This window comes from Ruegeria sp. BK1 (assembly GCF_056535645.1).
In genome coordinates this window covers 1583095-1600400 of the sequence record NZ_JBQFIS010000001.1, presented here as the reverse complement: position 1 = coordinate 1600400, position 17306 = coordinate 1583095, and the positions used below count along the sequence as shown (strand labels likewise).

Annotated in this window: 17 protein-coding genes; 12 read left to right on the top strand and 5 right to left on the bottom strand. The window is 59.0% G+C overall.

Features of this window, described 5'->3' with window-relative positions; genetic code table 11:
- The first annotated feature begins 18 nt into the window (after positions 1–18).
- The gene (locus ACR3E7_RS07985) at positions 19–588 is read left to right on the top strand and encodes a cobalamin biosynthesis protein CobQ (protein WP_170788916.1); all 570 of its coding nucleotides are present in this window, start codon (positions 19–21) and stop codon (positions 586–588) included.
- Positions 589–660: 72 nt separating this feature from the next.
- Here the strand turns inward: ACR3E7_RS07985 and ACR3E7_RS07980 are convergent, their stop codons facing one another.
- Entirely contained in the window at positions 661–981 is a 321-nt protein-coding gene (locus ACR3E7_RS07980) for a DUF6280 family protein (protein ID WP_037310273.1), read from the bottom strand.
- 218 nt (positions 982–1199) lie between these two features.
- Between ACR3E7_RS07980 and efp the strand changes: the two genes are divergently transcribed.
- Positions 1200–1763: an elongation factor P gene (gene efp / locus ACR3E7_RS07975; protein ID WP_170770260.1), complete on the top strand. Its 564-nt coding sequence runs from the start codon at positions 1200–1202 to the stop codon at positions 1761–1763.
- A 52-nt stretch (positions 1764–1815) separates the two neighbouring features.
- On the opposite strand, the gene ACR3E7_RS07970 is transcribed toward efp, so the two are convergent.
- Entirely contained in the window at positions 1816–2760 is a 945-nt protein-coding gene (locus ACR3E7_RS07970; RefSeq protein WP_170782710.1) for an ABC transporter transmembrane domain-containing protein, read from the bottom strand.
- Between the two features lie 104 nt (positions 2761–2864).
- Positions 2865–3602, bottom strand: coding sequence for a CAF17-like 4Fe-4S cluster assembly/insertion protein YgfZ (gene ygfZ / locus ACR3E7_RS07965; RefSeq protein WP_480502652.1), 738 nt, complete (start codon positions 3600–3602; stop codon positions 2865–2867).
- A 73-nt stretch (positions 3603–3675) separates the two neighbouring features.
- Here ygfZ and ACR3E7_RS07960 point away from each other — a divergent pair, with 73 nt between their 5' ends.
- Positions 3676–4350 (top strand): TIGR04283 family arsenosugar biosynthesis glycosyltransferase, encoded by a 675-nt coding sequence (locus ACR3E7_RS07960; protein WP_480502651.1) that lies wholly within the window; start codon positions 3676–3678, stop codon positions 4348–4350.
- An 839-nt stretch (positions 4351–5189) separates the two neighbouring features.
- On the opposite strand, the gene ACR3E7_RS07955 is transcribed toward ACR3E7_RS07960, so the two are convergent.
- Positions 5190–6059 (bottom strand): MurR/RpiR family transcriptional regulator, encoded by an 870-nt coding sequence (locus ACR3E7_RS07955; RefSeq protein ID WP_480502650.1) that lies wholly within the window; start codon positions 6057–6059, stop codon positions 5190–5192.
- 155 nt (positions 6060–6214) lie between these two features.
- Here ACR3E7_RS07955 and ACR3E7_RS07950 point away from each other — a divergent pair, with 155 nt between their 5' ends.
- From ACR3E7_RS07950 to ACR3E7_RS07910, 9 genes are all read left to right on the top strand, one after another.
- Complete coding sequence (locus tag ACR3E7_RS07950) at positions 6215–6970, top strand: N-formylglutamate amidohydrolase (RefSeq protein WP_480502649.1); 756 nt, start codon at positions 6215–6217, stop codon at positions 6968–6970.
- A gap of 8 nt (positions 6971–6978) precedes the next feature.
- Positions 6979–7551 (top strand): TRAP transporter small permease subunit, encoded by a 573-nt coding sequence (locus ACR3E7_RS07945; protein ID WP_170788912.1) that lies wholly within the window; start codon positions 6979–6981, stop codon positions 7549–7551.
- Entirely contained in the window at positions 7548–8867 is a 1320-nt protein-coding gene (locus ACR3E7_RS07940; protein ID WP_170770275.1) for a TRAP transporter large permease, read from the top strand. The genes ACR3E7_RS07945 and ACR3E7_RS07940 overlap by 4 nt, the downstream gene beginning before the upstream one ends.
- Before the next feature lie 52 nt (positions 8868–8919).
- Positions 8920–9954, top strand: a complete 1035-nt coding sequence (locus ACR3E7_RS07935) for a TRAP transporter substrate-binding protein (protein ID WP_170770277.1) — start codon at positions 8920–8922, stop codon at positions 9952–9954.
- Between the two features lie 148 nt (positions 9955–10102).
- Complete coding sequence (locus ACR3E7_RS07930) at positions 10103–11788, top strand: Na/Pi cotransporter family protein (protein WP_480502648.1); 1686 nt, start codon at positions 10103–10105, stop codon at positions 11786–11788.
- A gap of 56 nt (positions 11789–11844) precedes the next feature.
- Positions 11845–13206 carry a glutamine synthetase family protein gene (locus ACR3E7_RS07925; protein WP_170788909.1) on the top strand — a complete coding sequence of 454 codons (1362 nt, stop codon included), beginning with the start codon at positions 11845–11847 and terminating at the stop codon, positions 13204–13206.
- Positions 13207–13299: 93 nt separating this feature from the next.
- Positions 13300–14682: an aldehyde dehydrogenase family protein gene (locus tag ACR3E7_RS07920; RefSeq protein ID WP_480502647.1), complete on the top strand. Its 1383-nt coding sequence runs from the start codon at positions 13300–13302 to the stop codon at positions 14680–14682.
- Entirely contained in the window at positions 14679–15824 is a 1146-nt protein-coding gene (locus ACR3E7_RS07915; protein WP_480502646.1) for an iron-containing alcohol dehydrogenase, read from the top strand. Before ACR3E7_RS07920 ends, ACR3E7_RS07915 begins: the two co-directional genes overlap by 4 nt.
- A 58-nt stretch (positions 15825–15882) precedes the next feature.
- The gene (locus ACR3E7_RS07910; protein ID WP_480502645.1) at positions 15883–16653 is read left to right on the top strand and encodes an alpha/beta hydrolase; all 771 of its coding nucleotides are present in this window, start codon (positions 15883–15885) and stop codon (positions 16651–16653) included.
- Positions 16654–16671: 18 nt separating this feature from the next.
- On the opposite strand, the gene ACR3E7_RS07905 is transcribed toward ACR3E7_RS07910, so the two are convergent.
- Positions 16672–16953: a DUF1496 domain-containing protein gene (locus tag ACR3E7_RS07905; RefSeq protein ID WP_170770289.1), complete on the bottom strand. Its 282-nt coding sequence runs from the start codon at positions 16951–16953 to the stop codon at positions 16672–16674.
- Positions 16954–17306 lie beyond the last annotated feature (353 nt).

Genomic DNA, 17306 nt, shown 5'->3' with positions numbered 1-17306 from the left:
GCAGAGGAAAAGCCCCCGATGAACACGCCAGCCCATCTTTTGATCGGAGCCGCCGCCTTTGCGCGCCCGTCCTATGGCCGAACTCTGCGTGCCGTTCTGATTGGGTCGGTGCTGCCGGACCTGTCGCTCTATCTGATGGCGGGGGTGTCGCTGTTCATTCTGAACATCCCCGAGCAGGTGGTGTTCGGGCAGCTTTATTATTCCGACGCGTGGCAGACCGTTTTTGCCATCGACAACTCGTTTCTAGTCTGGGGGCTGGCACTGGCCATCGGGGTATTGCTGCGCGCGCGTTTGCTGGTGCTGGGCGCCTCGGCCGGGTTACTGCATCTGGGTACCGATTTTCTGCTGCATGCAGGGGATGGACGGGCGCAGTTTTGGCCGCTGAGCAATTGGGTCTTTCACAGCCCGATCAGCTATTGGGACAGCGCCCATCACGCACAATGGGTCGTGCTTGTGTCGATCACAGCCTGCGCGGTGTCATATATCGCGCTGTGGCGGCGCGGATTGACCCTTCCGACAAAGATCTTCTTCGCAGCTTTGCTTGCAGCCGAAGTCTGGGTCGCTCGGCAGTGGCTGTTGTTTTTCTGACGTTGGTTTAGCCAAAAGAAAAGCGCGCTCTGGCAGTCAGAGCGCGCTTTTTCTCAAAGACAGCTGTTCAGATCAGGCGGCTTCGGCCTGCTGAGCAGCGTTACGGCGTTCGCTTTCCTCCCGCGACAGCGCGACCGAGGTGCGCACACCGCGCCCCACGAATTCCATCAGGCCGCTGACAACCCGCTCATTGGGGTCGATACCCGCGCAGGACAGCACCTCGCGGCCATCGCGAGAGCGTGCCCAGCGGGCGATTTGTTCGGGGCCATTGCCGTATTTCTTGTCATCGGCAATTGCATCATCCAGCGCAGCCAGAACGACGGCTGCAAAAAGTTTGCGCGCACGGTTGCCTTGCTCATTGTTAAAGGCGGTGCCGTCAACGAAATCTCTCATCTCGTCTTCCTTGTTGTTCTTGCTCTTGCATTTTCGGCGTGACGGTCCTTATGACCTATAAAGTGTGATTCGGATACAGCTAATATGCATAGTTGCGTTGCGTCACTCGCATAGCTTGCTGCATGTGCAGCACTAGGTCTCGTTGTCTTGCCAGGTGTGGTCACGCCAGATATAGGAAGCGCAACTGACGCATCAACCGTTTGTGAAGGATTTATGTCATGCCCAAGATAAATGGGAACGAAATTCGCCCCGGCAATGTGCTTGAGCATAATGACGGCCTGTGGGCAGCCGTAAAAGTCGATCACGTAAAGCCCGGAAAAGGCGGTGCTTTTGCGCAGGTCGAACTGCGTAACCTGCGCAACGGGTCGAAATTGAACGAACGGTTCCGCTCGGCGGACAAGGTCGAGCGTGTGCGGCTGGAACAGAAGGATCAGCAGTTCCTCTACGAATCCGACGGCATGCTGGTGTTCATGGATTCCGAGACCTATGAGCAGATCGAACTGCCATCGGAACTGCTGGGCGAACGTCGCCCGTTTCTGCAGGACGGCATGACCATTGTGGTTGAGTTCTACGAAGCGGAGGCCCTGAACGCCACGCTGCCCCAGAAAGTGACCTGCAAGATCGTCGAAACCGAGCCTGTCGTCAAAGGTCAGACCGCTGCGAACTCGTTCAAACCGGCCATTCTGGACAATGGCGTCAAGGTCATGGTGCCGCCCTTCATCGGTCAGGATGAGATGATCGTAGTGAACACCGAGACCATGGAATATTCCGAGCGCGCGTAAGCTGCACTGAAATCACCAAGAGGCCGCGTTAGCCAAGGCTACGCGGCCTTTTTTATGTGCGGCGCTTGATACGGCGGTATTGCTCGGGGTGGGGGCCGAACAGTTCCAGCATCAGCTCATACTTGATGCGGTTGGCGCTGACCTGGCGGTAGAAGGCGATCAGAAACGCGGTCGGTCCCTGGATCCGGGCCAGCCCGCTTGTTGCGGCAACCACGGTGCCGACATCGGTGCGCCCTTGCAGAACCAGCCAACCGCCCAGCATCAGTATGCCAACGGTGCCTGCGCCGTTGATGACGCTGAGCAGGAATTTGGCAGAAAGCTTCCAGAGAAACATCCGGCGGCGGGTTTCATAGATGTCGTCGAACTGCGCCTCGACCTCACGCGCAGCGGCGTCGATCTGGGCCGAAGTCAGCCGGTCCGTGGCGCTGCGCAGAATGCGCACGCGTTCAGCCACAAAGACATTCACTTTGCGTTGCGACACCAGCACGATGACGATCTGCGGCACGATCATCGAAAAAGCGATCAGTCCCAGCCCCGGCTGTGTGGAGGAAATATATCCTATCACGCTGATCAACGTTCCGATTTGCACGACCGGGTCGGAAAACGCACCACCTGCGAATTTGCCGAGCTCTTCCGCTTCGGCCGAGATGGCGGTGGTCATGGTCCCCTTGCGCACGTCCTCGCCCGTTTCGTTCAGATCAGCAGACCTGACCAGCAGCCGCTGACGGATAAGGCGGATCATGTCTTCGCCCAGCGTGCCCGAGCGGTATCCCAGCACCCATTTCAACCCGAGGCTCAGCAGGATAACCCCCATCATCCCCGCGCCCAGCAACATCAGGTGATCGGCATCAATATTGGCCGAGGTCAGGTGGTTGACGATATCGCGTTGAAATTCCAGTGGGACGGCGGCAAGGGCGGCCACCGCAATGGACAGGGCGATCAGGATGATCTGTCGCCCGGCGCTGGCGCGCCAGATCGCTCTGTATAGCTTGAACATACCCGCACCCGTGTTGGTCCCGTCGGTATTGTGACAGCGCCAGGGTGGGGGTGGCAATCTTTACCCGCGGTGACGGGGATCAGCCGTGCCGATTGCGCAACAATTCAACCGCTTAGCCGAACTGTCGCTGTGTCGGCCTGCATATCGCCAATGGCGCGATCCAGCCGCAGATACGCGATGGCAGCGCCGCCAGACTGAGTGAACAACGTCCCAACAGATTTGCCACCCGCGTTGATTTCCGTTCCGACCGGGGCGCTGCCGTCGATCAGCACCCGGCGCAGACCTTTGCGCAGCTCGGTCTTGTGCTTCATGCGGGCGGTGACCTCTTGCCCGACATAACAGCCCTTCTTGAAATCGACGCCGTTCAGCGCTTCGAACCCGGATTCGAGGATGTAGCTGTCTGGGGTCAGCTCAACGCCCGTCTCAGGGATGCAATTTCGCACACGGATGGCGTCCCAATCGGTGCCGTCGTCGCTTTCAGAAGCAGCGCTATACGTCCGCCAGCCCATGTCATTGTGGCGTGGGTCGGGCAGGGCGCCGTCGGGCGCAGGGCCGGTGCCGCGTTGCAGATTCAACCCGCTGTCCGCGATCGTGACGTCCGCGCGCAGCTTGTACATGCTCAGACGCTTGACCAGCCCGTCCGCCAGAGTTTCTGCCACGTCCAGCAAGACAGCGTCGCCCCGACGCGTCAGAAAGAAATCGGCAAGGTATTTGCCCTGCGGCGTCAGCAGCGCTGCATAGACCAACCCGCCCTGCATCCCGGCGATATCGTTTGTCACCAGCCCTTGCAGGAAACTGTCAGTGTCCGCGCCACTCAGGCGCAGGATGCGGCGATTGGGCATGGGGGTGTCCTCGTGCTTTCCCTCGGCTTCGTGATATAGGAGTTCGCGCCGACAAGACCAGAGGGTAATCCACGTGCCAGCACCGATCTCGATCGTCATCCCAACCCTGAACGCGGCTCAGACCTTACCCGCAACGCTTGAGGCGTTGATGGAAGGGCTGCATACCGGCCTGATCAGGGAGTTGATCGTTTCGGACGGTGGATCGACGGACCAAACCCTAGAGATCTCGGATGAGGCCGGGGCTGAAATCGTGTCCGGTGCCGCGTCGCGCGGTGGTCAGTTGCGCCGGGGGTGTACCGAGGCCAAGGGCGAGTGGCTGCTTGTTCTGCACGCCGATACCGTATTGCAGCAGGGCTGGACCAAAGTGGTTGGGGATCATCTGCGATATGGCACCCCGGGGGTCTTCCGGCTGGCGTTTTCTGCCTCGGGTTTTGCCCCGACATGGGTGGCGGGTTGGGCCAACCTGCGCAGCCGGATATTTGGCTTGCCCTATGGCGATCAGGGGTTGCTGGTTCCGCGCCGCCTGTATGAAAAGGCGGGAGGGTTCCCGGATCAGCCATTGATGGAGGACGTGGCGTTGGTGCGTCGCCTTGGCCGCATCACTCTGTTGCCGGTCCGGGCCTTTACGAGTGCGGGCCGATACCAGAAGGCGGGTTGGCTGCGTCGAGGGACGCGGAACCTTTGGACTCTGACACGGTATTTTCTTGGCGCGGACCCGGAGCGGCTGGCTCAGGCGTATCGGCGCTGAAGGCGGTGCGTAGTTCTACAAGCGATTTGCCCAGACGGAACGGTGCAGCAAAGCTGACCAGACATAGGGCAATGATCTGCAACACCAATATATGCGCGTTGGCTTGTAGATATTCCCATTCGTCTTTCAACTTCCCGACTTGCGCAATCAGATCCTCATAGCTTCGGGCAAGGATCAGATAGTCACCGGCAATCGCAGGCACCTTGCGGCGCATATTGTCGATGGCAATCTGGGTTTTGTCGTCCACGGTCGTAAAGACAAGAAACTGGTCAATGTCGAAAGCGTTGGCCTTTGCGGCCATCGCGCGTGCGTCGTCCATATCGTCTTTTGCCTGACGTCCGAATAGGAAGTGCAGTCCTTGCAGCGGCGCGACCTCGTTGGTCACGGCTATAAACAGGGGGAGGTCAGCGTTGCTGGCCGTAGACGCTGACAGGAATTCCACCTTTTCGCACAGAACGCCGATATCATCGTCGTAGGCGGGATCACAAAAGCGCAACCGAAAGCGGGCAGCGTCTCGGTCAAAGGCCAGTGTAGCGGCATAGGCCACGTCGATTTGTCGGTCGAGACGAGAACTGTCTGCAGTGTAAAGACCTGCCAAAACGGCAACCAATGCGCCGATGCCACCCAACACGACCCAGACCAGATCGGCCAGTTTCCACGCTCGATGCCCCGCAGGTTTGCGGAACAGAAACCCGGTGCCTACGAGTCCGATCAGAAAAAACAGGATCAGAAGCGGCAGTTGATTATCGGCGACAAAACTCATGCCCATAAAGTGAACGCGCGGCCCCGAAGTGGCAACACTGATCACGGGCAGTTGTAAATTATAGCAATTTCAGATGTTAAGAACCCGAGCTTTGGCCGAACTTGCGGAACAGCTTGGTACGGTCAAAGGCGGCCTCAAGTTCGTCGGTGCGGTCTTTGACCGAATCCCAAAGGCGTTCCTGAACCTCGGCGATGGCGCACTCCATCAGCGTCAGGATCGACGCCATCGAATCCCACGCTGACGGTACCGCAATCCGTGCGGCAAAGGTATGTTTGGCCAGTCGGTGAATGGGCGAGCGCCACTGGTCTGTGAACAGCACAATCTCGGCCCCGCGTTCCTGACAGAGCTGTCCGATCAGCATGGTCGAGTTCTCGTAGCGCCGTACGTCCAGCGCGATTAGGACATCATCCTTGCGTACATCCAGCAGATCATGTGTCCACGACGCAGCCACCGGTAACATTCGGACGTCGGGACGGATCATTTGCAAATGCAGGTACAGGTACTGCGCCATTGTACCTGTGATGCGTCCTCCGGTGATGAAAATACGTCGGTTGGGATCGGATAACAGGTTGCAAAAACTGTCAAACTCGGCTGGATCGACCTCATCAATCGTGCGCTTTTGGTTGGCGAGGGATTGCTGGGAGTAGCGGTTGAGGATGTGTTCTTCGGGCAGATCGTTTTGCCAGACATCACGCTTGGCGATGGGGCCCGAGATCATCTCTTTTACTTCGCCCCGCAGGGCGGCCTGAAATTGCGGATAGCCGTCAAATCCGGTCTTTTGCAGCATCCGTGCCACCGTGGTGGTCGAGACCGAGGCGGTGCTGGCCAGTTCAGTAATGCTGCCCAAGCCTGCCATGGGATAGTCATCCAGGAGCACACTGACCAGTTGCCGTTCCGAAGGCGTCATCTTGTCCCGATGGGCCAGCAGCCTGTCCGTCACCCGCACTAAACGATCCTCCTGTATGCGACAAAGGCATATTGTGAATAATTTTTCATCAAGATCAAGTCTGGAGAAAATTGTACAGGAAAATTATTGACAGGTGATCGACGTGTGTGGAAATTTTTCCACAAAGAAGATTCTGGGAATCGCGGGGCGATAAGTTGGATTTCGGCACAGTTGTTCACACTGACTTGGCAGGCAACGCCCCGAAGGTGGTGTTGGTCTGCGAACACGCGTCGAACCGCATCCCTGCGTTTCTGGGCGACATGGGCCTAGGCGCCGAGGCGCGCGACAGTCACATCGCATGGGACCCCGGCGCATTGGCCGTGGCCCGGATGATGTCTGCCGAACTCTCGGCACCGCTGGTTCATGGTGGTGTGTCGCGGCTGGTCTATGACTGCAACCGCCCCCCCGAAGCGCCGGGCGCCATGCCCGTCCGGAGCGAGGACTACGACATCCCCGCAAATGCCCAGATGTCGGATGAAGAAAGGCAGGCCCGTATCCATGGGGTCTATGACCCGTTTCGACAAGCCTTGTCGGCTGTGATTGACCGCAACCGCGCCTCACTGGAGTTGCTGGTGACGATCCATAGCTTCACGCCAATTTATCACGGACAAAAACGTCAGGTCGAGCTTGGCATACTGCACGGAGTCGATGATCGGTTTGCCGCCGCGATGATGGCAACGAAAGCCGTTGAGAACCCGTATATCACGCGACTGAACGAGCCGTATTCGGCCAAGGACGGCGTGGCCCACACATTGGATGTGCAGGCATTGCCCAATGGTTTGCTGAACGTGATGATCGAAATCCGCAACGACTTGATCCGCACGCCTCAGCAGCACGCAACCGTCACCAACTGCCTTGTACCGTGGATCAAGCGGACCTTGGCGACCTTCGAAGAAAGGGCGACCGAGTGATCCGGGCGATGAGCATATATGTCCGCGTCGTTGACGCGATCAACTACCGGATCGGGCGGGTGATGATGTGGGGTCTGTTCGCGATGATGGGCATCCTGCTGTGGTCGTCGATCTCGAAAACCTTCTTTCTGCCGTCGCTGTGGACCCTGGAAATGGCGCAATTTGCCATGGTGACCTATTACATCATGGGCGGGCCGTATTCGATCCAGCTGGGTTCGAACGTACGGATGGACCTGTTTTATCACAACTGGAGTCACAAGAAGAAAGCGTGGTTCGACGCCTTCACAGTGCTGCTGTTGATTCTGTATCTGGGCGTGCTGTTCTATGGCGGCTTGGGCTCAACTGCCTATAGCCTTGGGTATTGGGGCACGGAACCCGTGGCTTATTTCACTGGTCTTCTGACCGGCAGTGAAGAGGTTGGGCGGCTCGAGCGTTCCTCGACCGCGTGGCGACCTTATATCTGGCCGATCAAATCGATCATGACGCTGGGCTTCTTCCTGATGCTGCTGCAGGCGATATCGGAATTCTTCAAAGACATAGCCCGGATCAAAGGGCAGGAAATCGGGGTCGCTCGGGCATGAGCCAGGAATATATCGCCATTTTCATGTTCGCCTCGATGATGCTGATGCTGTTCACAGGTCAGCGCGTCTTTGGCGCGATCGGAGCGGTCGCAACTGTTGCCGCGCTGGCCCTGTGGGGAACAGGCGGGCAAGACATCACATTTTCGGCCGCGATGAAGCTGATGAAGTGGTATCCACTGCTAACGCTGCCTATGTTCATCTTCATGGGCTACGTGTTGTCAGAAAGCCGTCTGGCCGATGACCTCTATCGGATGTTCCATGTCTGGATGGGGCCTGTGAATGGCGGGCTGGCAATTGGCACAATCGGGCTGATGGTGCTGGTTTCGGCCATGAACGGGCTCAGCGTGGCGGGGATGGCGATTGGCGCGACCATTGCGCTGCCGGAATTGCTGAGGCGGGGCTACGACAAGACGATGGTCACGGGTGTCATTCAGGCGGGTTCCAGTCTGGGAATTCTTGTGCCGCCCTCGGTGGTTCTGGTGCTCTATGCGATGATCGCGCGGCAGCCGGTAGGGCAGTTGTGGCTGGCCGGGATCGTGCCCGGCCTGCTGATGGCGGGCATGTTCATTCTGTATATCTGGATCCGCTGCCGCATTCAGCCGCATCTGGGCCCCGCCATGGAAGATGCGCATGAGGTCCCGCGGGCCGAGAAGATCCGCTTGCTGGGCGCGGGTGCGCTGCCATTGATCATCTTTGCCGCCATGATGGTGCCCTTTGTGAATGGCTGGACCTCGCTGGTCGAAAGCTCGGCCATTGGGGCGCTGACGGCGCTGGTCGTGTCGGTGGTGAAACGGCGCATGACGTGGAAGATTTTCGAGGACTGCACCAAGCAGACGCTGGCGATTTCGTGCATGTTCATGTGGATCATTCTCGCCGCTCTTGGCTTTGGTGCGGTGTTTGATGGCTTGGGCGCGGTGAAGGCCATCGACAACCTGTTCACCGATCAACTTGGCCTGTCGCCATGGATGATTTTGATCCTGATGCAGCTCAGCTTTATCGTGATGGGCACGTTTTTGGACGACACGGCGATGCTGGTGATCGTAGCCCCACTCTATGTGCCACTGGTGGGGGCGCTGGGCTTTGACCTGATCTGGTACGGGGTGCTGTATACGATCACCACGCAGATCGCATATATGACGCCGCCCTTCGGCTATAACCTGTTTTTGATGCGCGCGATGGCCCCGCCCGAGATCACACTGCGCGACATCTACCGCTCGATCTTCCCGTTTGTGGCGGTGATGGTGCTGGCGCTGACGATTATCATGATCTTCCCGGAACTGGCCTTGTGGCTGCCCGGATATGTTTACGGAAACTAACAAGAATGCCGATGAAAAGGCACGAGAAGAACTGCAACAGAGAGGAAATGACATGACAACAAGACGTAAGTTTCTGCAAACCGCCGGGGTGGGCGTTGCCGCTGCCCCTCTGGCCGCGCCCGCGCTGGCGCAGAGCACGATCACATGGCGGATGCAGACCTATGCCGGTCCAGCTTTGGCGGCCCATGTGATCGACCCGGCCATCGAGATGTTCAACAAGATCGCTGGTGACCGGATGCAGATCGAGCTGTTCTATGCTGATCAGCTGGTCCCGACCGGAGAGCTGTTCCGCGCCATGCAGCGCGGCACCATCGATGCGGTGCAATCAGATGATGACTCGATGGCATCTCCCACCGAAGTCACCGTGTTCGGTGGCTATTTCCCGTTTGCTTCCCGCTACTCGCTGGACGTGCCGGTGCTGTTCAACCAGTACGGCCTGAACGAGATCTGGGATGAGGAATATTCCAAGGTCGGCGTCAAGCATATCAGCGCGGGCGCTTGGGATCCCTGCCATTTTGCCACCAAAGACCCGATCAACAGCTTGGCCGATCTGCAGGGCAAACGCGTCTTTACCTTCCCAACGGCGGGCCGCTTCCTGAGCCAATTCGGCGTTGTGCCGGTCACTCTGCCGTGGGAAGACATCGAGGTCGCGGTGCAAACCGGCGAGTTGGACGGCATCGCTTGGTCGGGCATCACCGAAGACTACACCGTGGGTTGGGCTGATGTGACCAACTATTTCCTGACCAACAACATCTCGGGCGCATGGGCAGGATCGTTCTTTGCCAATATGGACCGCTGGAACGAACTGCCGGAAGACCTGCAGACCCTGTTCCGCGTTTGCTGCGACCAATCGCACTACTATCGCCAGTGGTGGTATTGGGGTGGCGAGGCCAGCCTGCGCGTGAATGGCGATAAGATGGAACTGACCTCGATCCCGGACGCCGAATGGGCGCAGGTCGAAGAAGCAGCCGTTGCCTTCTGGGATGAAATCGCAGCCGAGTCCGAGACCAAAGCCAAGGTTGTCGAGATCTTCAAGCAGTATAACGCTGACATGCTCAAGGCCGGACGGCCTTATCGCTACGGCTAATTTCAATGCGATTACGGCGCGCGGCCTCGGTCGCGTGCCGGTATTGGACCTCTGGAACCCCGATCCCCGATGCTAGGCTTGCCTCTGAAACAGACAAGAACACTCTGGTCGCGCCTTGGCGTGAACCGGGTCAGAGGGGTATAGGCCAATGGCTATTGCGGGGTTCCTGATCGAGATTTTTGCGGCGACCATGTTGCTGCTGTTTGCGGTGCGGCTGGTCCGCACGGGCATCGAAAGACGCTTTGGCGCATTGTTCCAGTCGCTGTTGACGCGACACTCGAACACCTTTGTTGCCGGTGGGGCCGGTATGGTTCTGGCCACGATCCTGCAAAGCTCGGCGGCGGTAACGGTTTTGCTGACCGGTTTTGCCGCGGCAGGCATGGTCAGCTTTGGCCTTGCGTTGGCTGGGGTGCTGGGCGCGGATCTGGGTGCAGCGCTTGTCATTCAGGTTCTGTCTTATGATCTGGGCTGGCTGCAGCCCGTGCTGCTGGCGCTGGGCGGGTGGCTGTACCTCAAGTCCGACCGCGCCAATATGCGGCTGATCGGGCGCATTGTTCTGGGCATCGCGTTCATTCTGGTTTCATTGCAGTTCTTGCGCGATGCGGTTGATCCGATCCGCGAGAGCGCCTTTTTGCCCGCCATCGCGGGCTATCTGGAAAGCGACTATTTCAGCGCCTTTATCGTGGGCGCGGTACTGGCTTTTGTCATGCACAGTTCGGTTGCGACGATCCTGATGTGCGTGACACTGGTTCAGATCGGAGCCATCCCTTTTGCTGCCGGGCTGTCGCTGGTTCTTGGGGCCAATCTGGGCTCGGCCTTTATTCCGATCTGGCTGACCCGTGACCTGACGGTTTCCGCGCGTCGTATTCCACTGGCCAACCTTCTGCTACGCGGCAGCGCGGCGCTGGTGATGCTGATTGTGGTCAACGTGACCGGCACGCATCAGACGCTGATGGTAGCGGGGGCAGGGCAGTCGTTGATCTTGGCCCATATCGGGTTCAACCTTGCCGTTTTTGTGCTGGCCACAGGGTTTGTGAACTGGATGGAGCGTCCGGTGACACTGCTGCTGCCCGAGCCCGAGGTTAAGGCGCACGCGATGGACCACTTCTCGGACGCGCTTAGCCCACTGAACGATCCAAGCGCGTCGGGGGCGAACGTTGCGATGTCCTCGGTCCGGCATGAGCTGTTGCAGATGGTCACACAGGTTGAGCGCATGTTCCGCCCGGTTCTGGATATTTATGAGCAGGACGACAGCGATGCGATCTCGGCCCTGTGGCAGCAGGATGAACGGGTGAATGCACAGCTGACCGAAATCCGACGCTTTGTCGCCCGAATGCCGCGCCAAAACATGAGCAAGGCGCAGATCAAGGCGGCGCGCGGCCTGGTCGAATACGCGATCCGGCTTGAGGCGGCGGGCGACGTGGTGTCAAACCGCATGACCCGAACCGCGCAGATCAAACACACTGAACGCACCGAGTTTTCGGCGCAAGGCTGGAAGGAACTCAAGGACCTGCACGCGGCTGTACTGGCCAGTTTCTCGCTGGCTCGTCATGTGCTGCTGGTGAATGATGTGGACTGCGCCCGCCGTCTGGTGCTGGACAAGGCCGAGGTCAAGCGCCTGTCACGGCATAGCCGCAAGGCGCATCTGAAACGGCTTGAGAGGGGGCAGACCGAGAGCTTTGCCTCAAGTGATCTGCATCTTGAGACGTTGCGCGCCATGCGTGACCTGCACGGGCATATCGCCGCCATCGCCTATCCGATCCTCTACCAAAGCGGGCAGGTGCTGGAGACACGTCTGGTGATGGAAATGGATAGCGAAACGGTCGAGGACTAGGGCCGCTGGGAATAATTTGGGACGACGGTCCCAGAAGATGACAAAGGATGAACGGGATGGGCAATGAAGCAAGATTGAACGATCTCAAAGCCAAGGCCGAAGCTGGTGAGGTCGACACCGTGCTGGTCTGCATGGTCGACATGCAGGGGCGTCTGATGGGTAAGCGGTTCCACGCGGGTCATTTCGTGGCGGGCGCTTGGGAAGAGACCCATTGCTGCAACTATCTGTTGGCCACCGACCTCGAGATGGCGACGCCCGATGGCTATGCTGCCACCAGCTGGGAACGCGGATATGGCGACTATGTGATGAAGCCTGACCTAAGTACTCTGCGCCCGGTTCCGTGGCTTGAGGGCACCGCCATGGTGATGTGCGACGTGTTGGATCACCATACGCATGAGGAAGTGCCCCACGCGCCTCGGTCCATCCTGAAAAAGCAGGTGAACCGGCTTAAGGCCATGGGCTATGACGCCATGTGCGCCACCGAGCTGGAGTTTTTCCTGTTCGAGAAGAGCTTTGACCAGATCCGCAAGGAAGGGTTTCGCGATCTGGAGCCGATCTCGGGCTATAACGAAGACTATCACATCCTGCAGACCACCAAGGAAGAGCATGTGATGCGCCCGATCCGCAATCATCTGTGGAACGCGGGGATTCCGGTCGAAAACTCGAAAGGTGAGGCTGAGACCGGGCAGGAAGAGCTGAACATCAAATACGCCCCCGCGATGGACACGGCCGAGTATCACTCGATTGCCAAGAACGCAGTGAAAGAAATCGCGTGGCAGCATGGCCATGCGGCGACGTTCCTGCCGAAATGGCATCATGAGAAAGTGGGAAGCTCGTCCCACGTGCATCAGTCGCTTTGGGCAGATGGGGTGCCAATCTTTTTCGACGAAAAAGATCCGCTCGGGATGTCTGATGTCATGAAGAATTACATGGCGGGTTTGCTGAAATACGCCGCCGACTACACCTATTTCATGGCTCCCTATATCAACAGCTACAAGCGGTTCATGAAGGGTACGTTTGCGCCAACGCGGATCATCTGGTCGGTGGACAACCGCACGGCGGGGTTCCGTCTGTGCGGGGATGGCACCAAGGCAGTTCGGGTGGAGTGCCGTATTCCGGGCTCGGACACGAACCCGTATCTGGCGATGGCAGGGATGCTGGCCGCTGGGATTGCCGGGATCGAGGAAGCGCTGGAATTGCAGCCCCCGACACAGGGAGACGTCTATCAGGGCGAAACGGGCATGATCCCCGGCAACTTGCGCGCGGCGCGGGATGCGTTGCATGGGTCGGCCATGTTGCGCGCGGCCATGGGGGATGATGTGGTCGATCACTATGCCCGAGCGGCGGAGGTCGAGATCGAAGAGTTCGAGCGTGTAGTGACGGATTGGGAAATTGCGCGCGGGTTTGAGCGGGCTTAGAGGGCGGGAGCGAGGGGCCAGCCCCTCGCGCTCCCCGGGATATTTTGGGCCAGATGAAGCAGGGATCCTGTTTCTTTCGAAAATGGAGTGAAAATGGGGCAGATGTTGCAATGTGTCTCGCCGATTGACGGATCGGTTTTTGCGGAGCGTGAAGTGTTGTCGGCTGAGGCGGCTTTAAAGTCCGCCGCGCGGGCCCGTGCGGCGCAGGTGGAGTGGGCGGCGCGGCCGTTGCAGGAGCGGATTGATCTTGTAATGGCAGGTGTGGCCGCTGTGGGGGCGATGAATGACGAGATCGTGCCAGAGCTTGCGCATATGATGGGCCGGCCGGTGCGCTATGGCGGTGAGTTTGGCGGGTTCAATGAACGTGCAAGTCATATGGCCGAAATTGCCTCAGACGCTCTGGCCGATATCGCTGTGGGTGAGGATGAGACCTTCAAACGCTATATCAAGCGTATTCCGCATGGGGTCGTTTTTGTGGTGGCGCCTTGGAATTACCCCTATATGACGGCGATCAACACGGTGGCACCTGCGCTGATTGCGGGCAATGCGGTGGTGCTGAAACACGCCACACAAACTTTGCTGGTGGGTGAGCGTATGGCGCAGGCGTTCCATGCGTCGGGAGTGCCCGCGGATGTGTTCCAGAACGTGTTCCTCAGCCATGACGTGACCAATGATCTGATCGCTGGCAAGGCGTTTGATTTCGTAAACTTTACCGGCTCGGTCGGCGGCGGACAGGCGATGGAACGCGCTGCGGCGGGCACCTTTACTGGCGTTGGTACCGAGTTGGGTGGCAAGGATCCGGGCTACGTCATGGAGGATGCCGATCTGGATGCGGCGGTCGATACGCTGATCGACGGGGCCATGTTCAACTCGGGCCAGTGCTGCTGCGGGATCGAACGGATTTATGTGCATGAAAGCCTCTATGACGCCTTCGTTGCCAAAGCGGTTGAGGTGTTGAAAGGCTATAAGCTGGGCAATCCGCTTGACGCTGAGACGACGATTGGCCCGATGGCCAACGTCCGCTTTGCTGATGAGGTGCGCGCGCAGATTGCCGAGGCTGTCGCGGATGGTGCCGTTCCCCATATCGAGACCTTCGCTGAGGATGATGGCGGGGCCTATTTGACCCCACAGATCCTGACCAATGTCACCCATGACATGCGCGTGATGCGGGATGAGAGCTTCGGCCCGGTTGTGGGCATCATGAAAGTGTCCTCGGACGAAGAAGCCATCGGGCATATGAATGATAGCGAGTTTGGCCTGACTGCCAGCCTCTGGACCCGTGACGTGGATCGCGCGGCGCGGGTGGGCGACCGGATCGAAACCGGCACCGTGTTCATGAACCGGGCGGATTATCTGGACCCGGGTCTGTGCTGGACCGGCTGCAAGAATACCGGACGCGGAGGCGGATTGTCGGTCATCGGCTATCACAACCTCACACGTCCAAAATCCTACCATCTGAAAAAGGTGACATCATGAGCCTTGTTGGAAACTGGTCCTACCCGACCGCGATCAAGTTCGGCGCTGGCCGGATCAAGGAATTGCCCGAGGCCTGCGCAGCGGCTGGGATGAAACGCCCCTTATTGGTGACGGACAAGGGGTTGGCCGATCTGCCAATCACCACGGCCACTCTGGATATCCTCGAGGCCGCAGGGCTGGGACGAGGGCTGTTCAGCGAAGTGGACCCGAACCCCAATGAAAAGAACCTCGAAGCAGGGGTTGCCGCCTATAATGCGGGCGGTCATGACGGGGTGATTGCCTTTGGCGGTGGCTCGGGGCTGGATCTGGGTAAGATGGTTGCCTTCATGTGCGGCCAGATCCGCCCTCTTTGGGATTTTGAGGATATCGGCGACTGGTGGACTCGCGCCGATGCTGACGCCATCGCACCGATCATCGCCGTGCCGACCACCGCCGGGACAGGGTCCGAGGTGGGCCGTGCCAGCGTTATCACCAACTCGGAAACGCACGCGAAGAAGATCATCTTTCACCCCAAAGTTCTGCCTGCGGTCGTGATCTGTGACCCTGAATTGACCGTGGGGATGCCCAAGTTCATCACCGCAGGCACCGGTCTGGACGCGTTTGCGCATTGCGTCGAGGCGTTTAGCAGCCCGCATTATCACCCCATGTCCCAGGGCATCGCGCTGGAGGGGATGCGGCTGGTCAAGGACTACCTGCCACGCGCCTATGCTGACGGTACCGACATCGAAGCCCGCGCCCAGATGATGAGCGCAGCGGCAATGGGCGCCACGGCGTTCCAAAAGGGCCTCGGAGCGATCCACGCGATGAGCCATCCGATTGGCGCGGTGTTCAACACCCATCACGGCACCACCAACGCGGTCTGTATGCCCGCCGTGCTGGATTTCAACGCGCCCGTTATCGCGGACCGGTTCCGGCAGGCCGCGGCCTATCTGGGCATCGAAGGCGGCTTTGACGGCTTCCGTGCCTTTGTGCAGGCGTTCAACGACAGCTTTGCCATCCCGCGCAAACTGTCCGATCTGGGCGTGACCGAAGCATCGATCCCGGAACTGGTCAAAGGTGCGATCACCGACCCGTCCTGTGGCGGCAACCCGATTGAACTGACCGAAGACAACCTGACCGCGCTGTTCAAAGCCGCGCTGTAACAGGGTTGCAAACCCGCTCCCTCACTCCGCATACTGCGCGCAGGTGAGGGAGATTTTCATGACCAAAGAGATTGTTCTGATCCACGGGGCCTTTGCCGGGCCGTGGTGTATGGAGGATTACGCGGGCTTCTTCCGCGCGCGCGGCTGGACGGTTCACACCCCTGCGCTGCGCTACCATGACGGCGACCCCAAGGCCGAGCCCGATCCCGGCCTGACCGACACCAGCGTCATGGACTACGCCGATGACGTTGCCGCATTCGTGCAGGGGCTGGATAGCAAGCCGGTGCTGCTCGGCCATGCCATCGCCGGGGTGGTGGCACAGCAGGTGGCGTCTCGGGGCCTGGCCAGTGTCATCGTTCTGATCAACCCGAATGCGGCCTGGGGGACGCTGCCCGAAACCGACGACGAACGCGCGGTACCGCGCGCACTGATGGAGGGCGGGGCGTTCTGGAAACAGCCCATGCGCGTCGATTTCGACCTGATGGCCCCCTTTGCGCTGAACAAAATGCCCGAGGCACAGCAGCATGAGGTATTCGACCAGCTTGGCCCGGAAAGCGGGCGGGTGATGTTCGAGATGTTCTTTTGGATGTTCGACGACCAGCACGCGATGAAGGTGGATATCGACAAGGTCGACTGCCCGGTGCTGATCGTATCCGGAACCGAGGACCGGGCCGTGAACCCCAACACCTGCCGCGCGCTGGCGGAACTTTACGGCGTGCGAGCCACCTTCCTGCCAGCCGAAGACCACGCCCATTTCCTGTTCATGGAGCCCGGCTGGGAGGGGCCAGCAGGTCAGATCGCGGATTGGCTGGAGCAAATGGTGGGCTAGAACGCCCACCCAACGCGTTCAGTTGTTGGTCGAGAATGTGCTCTGCGGTTTCCACTTCAGCGAGCCATCCTCTTCACGATGACAGCGCAGCAGGCGTTCCTGAACGGTACTGACGGTGCTGGTTACAGTGTTGTCGCCGACCATCAGAACAAATGCGTCTTCGGAATAGGCCATGCCTTCATAATAGCAAAACCGCTTCTCGGCACCTTCCGGAATAGGCGATGCGGTGCTGAGCATTTGCTGCGCTGGGGCTTGTGTGGCCAGCAGGGCTAAGGCCAGTCCGAGGGGTAGTGTCTTCATGTCGTCCTCCCGTTGAGAAATCAGTGGGTCAAATGGATCTTGGACGCTCGGGAACCTCAAATGTCGTTCTTGAATGACGGGTTGAGGGTAAGTGTGAACGGGATCAACGGGTTAGGCAGGGGGTTTACTTGTGCCGGGCTGAAGCCCAGCCTACCCGGGGGGGAGTATTTCAAGCTATCCAACCACGGTACGATGCGAAACACTACGTGCCCGTCGACCCGACTCTTATGAGCGATCACCGATACTTCGCATACTCCGATCGAGAGTGCGGATTAAATCAGATAGGTCATTTTGAGTTCTTGTGGCACTTTTTATGACTGTGCAGTTCATTAACGATTGGTGCAGGTTACTAT

Excerpts from the sequence above, each read along its gene's own strand:
- ACR3E7_RS07985 (WP_170788916.1), top strand. The coding sequence starts at position 19 with ATGAACACGCCAGCCCATCTTTTGATCGGAGCCGCCGCCTTTGCGCGC.
- ACR3E7_RS07980 (WP_037310273.1), bottom strand. The coding sequence starts at position 981 with ATGAGAGATTTCGTTGACGGCACCGCCTTTAACAATGAGCAAGGCAAC.
- efp (WP_170770260.1), top strand. The coding sequence starts at position 1,200 with ATGCCCAAGATAAATGGGAACGAAATTCGCCCCGGCAATGTGCTTGAG.
- ACR3E7_RS07970 (WP_170782710.1), bottom strand. The coding sequence starts at position 2,760 with ATGTTCAAGCTATACAGAGCGATCTGGCGCGCCAGCGCCGGGCGACAG.
- ygfZ (WP_480502652.1), bottom strand. The coding sequence starts at position 3,602 with ATGCCCAATCGCCGCATCCTGCGCCTGAGTGGCGCGGACACTGACAGT.
- ACR3E7_RS07945 (WP_170788912.1), top strand. The coding sequence starts at position 6,979 with ATGAGCATATATGTCCGCGTCGTTGACGCGATCAACTACCGGATCGGG.
- ACR3E7_RS07940 (WP_170770275.1), top strand. The coding sequence starts at position 7,548 with ATGAGCCAGGAATATATCGCCATTTTCATGTTCGCCTCGATGATGCTG.
- ACR3E7_RS07935 (WP_170770277.1), top strand. The coding sequence starts at position 8,920 with ATGACAACAAGACGTAAGTTTCTGCAAACCGCCGGGGTGGGCGTTGCC.
- ACR3E7_RS07930 (WP_480502648.1), top strand. The coding sequence starts at position 10,103 with ATGGCTATTGCGGGGTTCCTGATCGAGATTTTTGCGGCGACCATGTTG.
- ACR3E7_RS07925 (WP_170788909.1), top strand. The coding sequence starts at position 11,845 with ATGGGCAATGAAGCAAGATTGAACGATCTCAAAGCCAAGGCCGAAGCT.
- ACR3E7_RS07920 (WP_480502647.1), top strand. The coding sequence starts at position 13,300 with ATGGGGCAGATGTTGCAATGTGTCTCGCCGATTGACGGATCGGTTTTT.
- ACR3E7_RS07915 (WP_480502646.1), top strand. The coding sequence starts at position 14,679 with ATGAGCCTTGTTGGAAACTGGTCCTACCCGACCGCGATCAAGTTCGGC.
- ACR3E7_RS07910 (WP_480502645.1), top strand. The coding sequence starts at position 15,883 with ATGACCAAAGAGATTGTTCTGATCCACGGGGCCTTTGCCGGGCCGTGG.
- ACR3E7_RS07905 (WP_170770289.1), bottom strand. The coding sequence starts at position 16,953 with ATGAAGACACTACCCCTCGGACTGGCCTTAGCCCTGCTGGCCACACAA.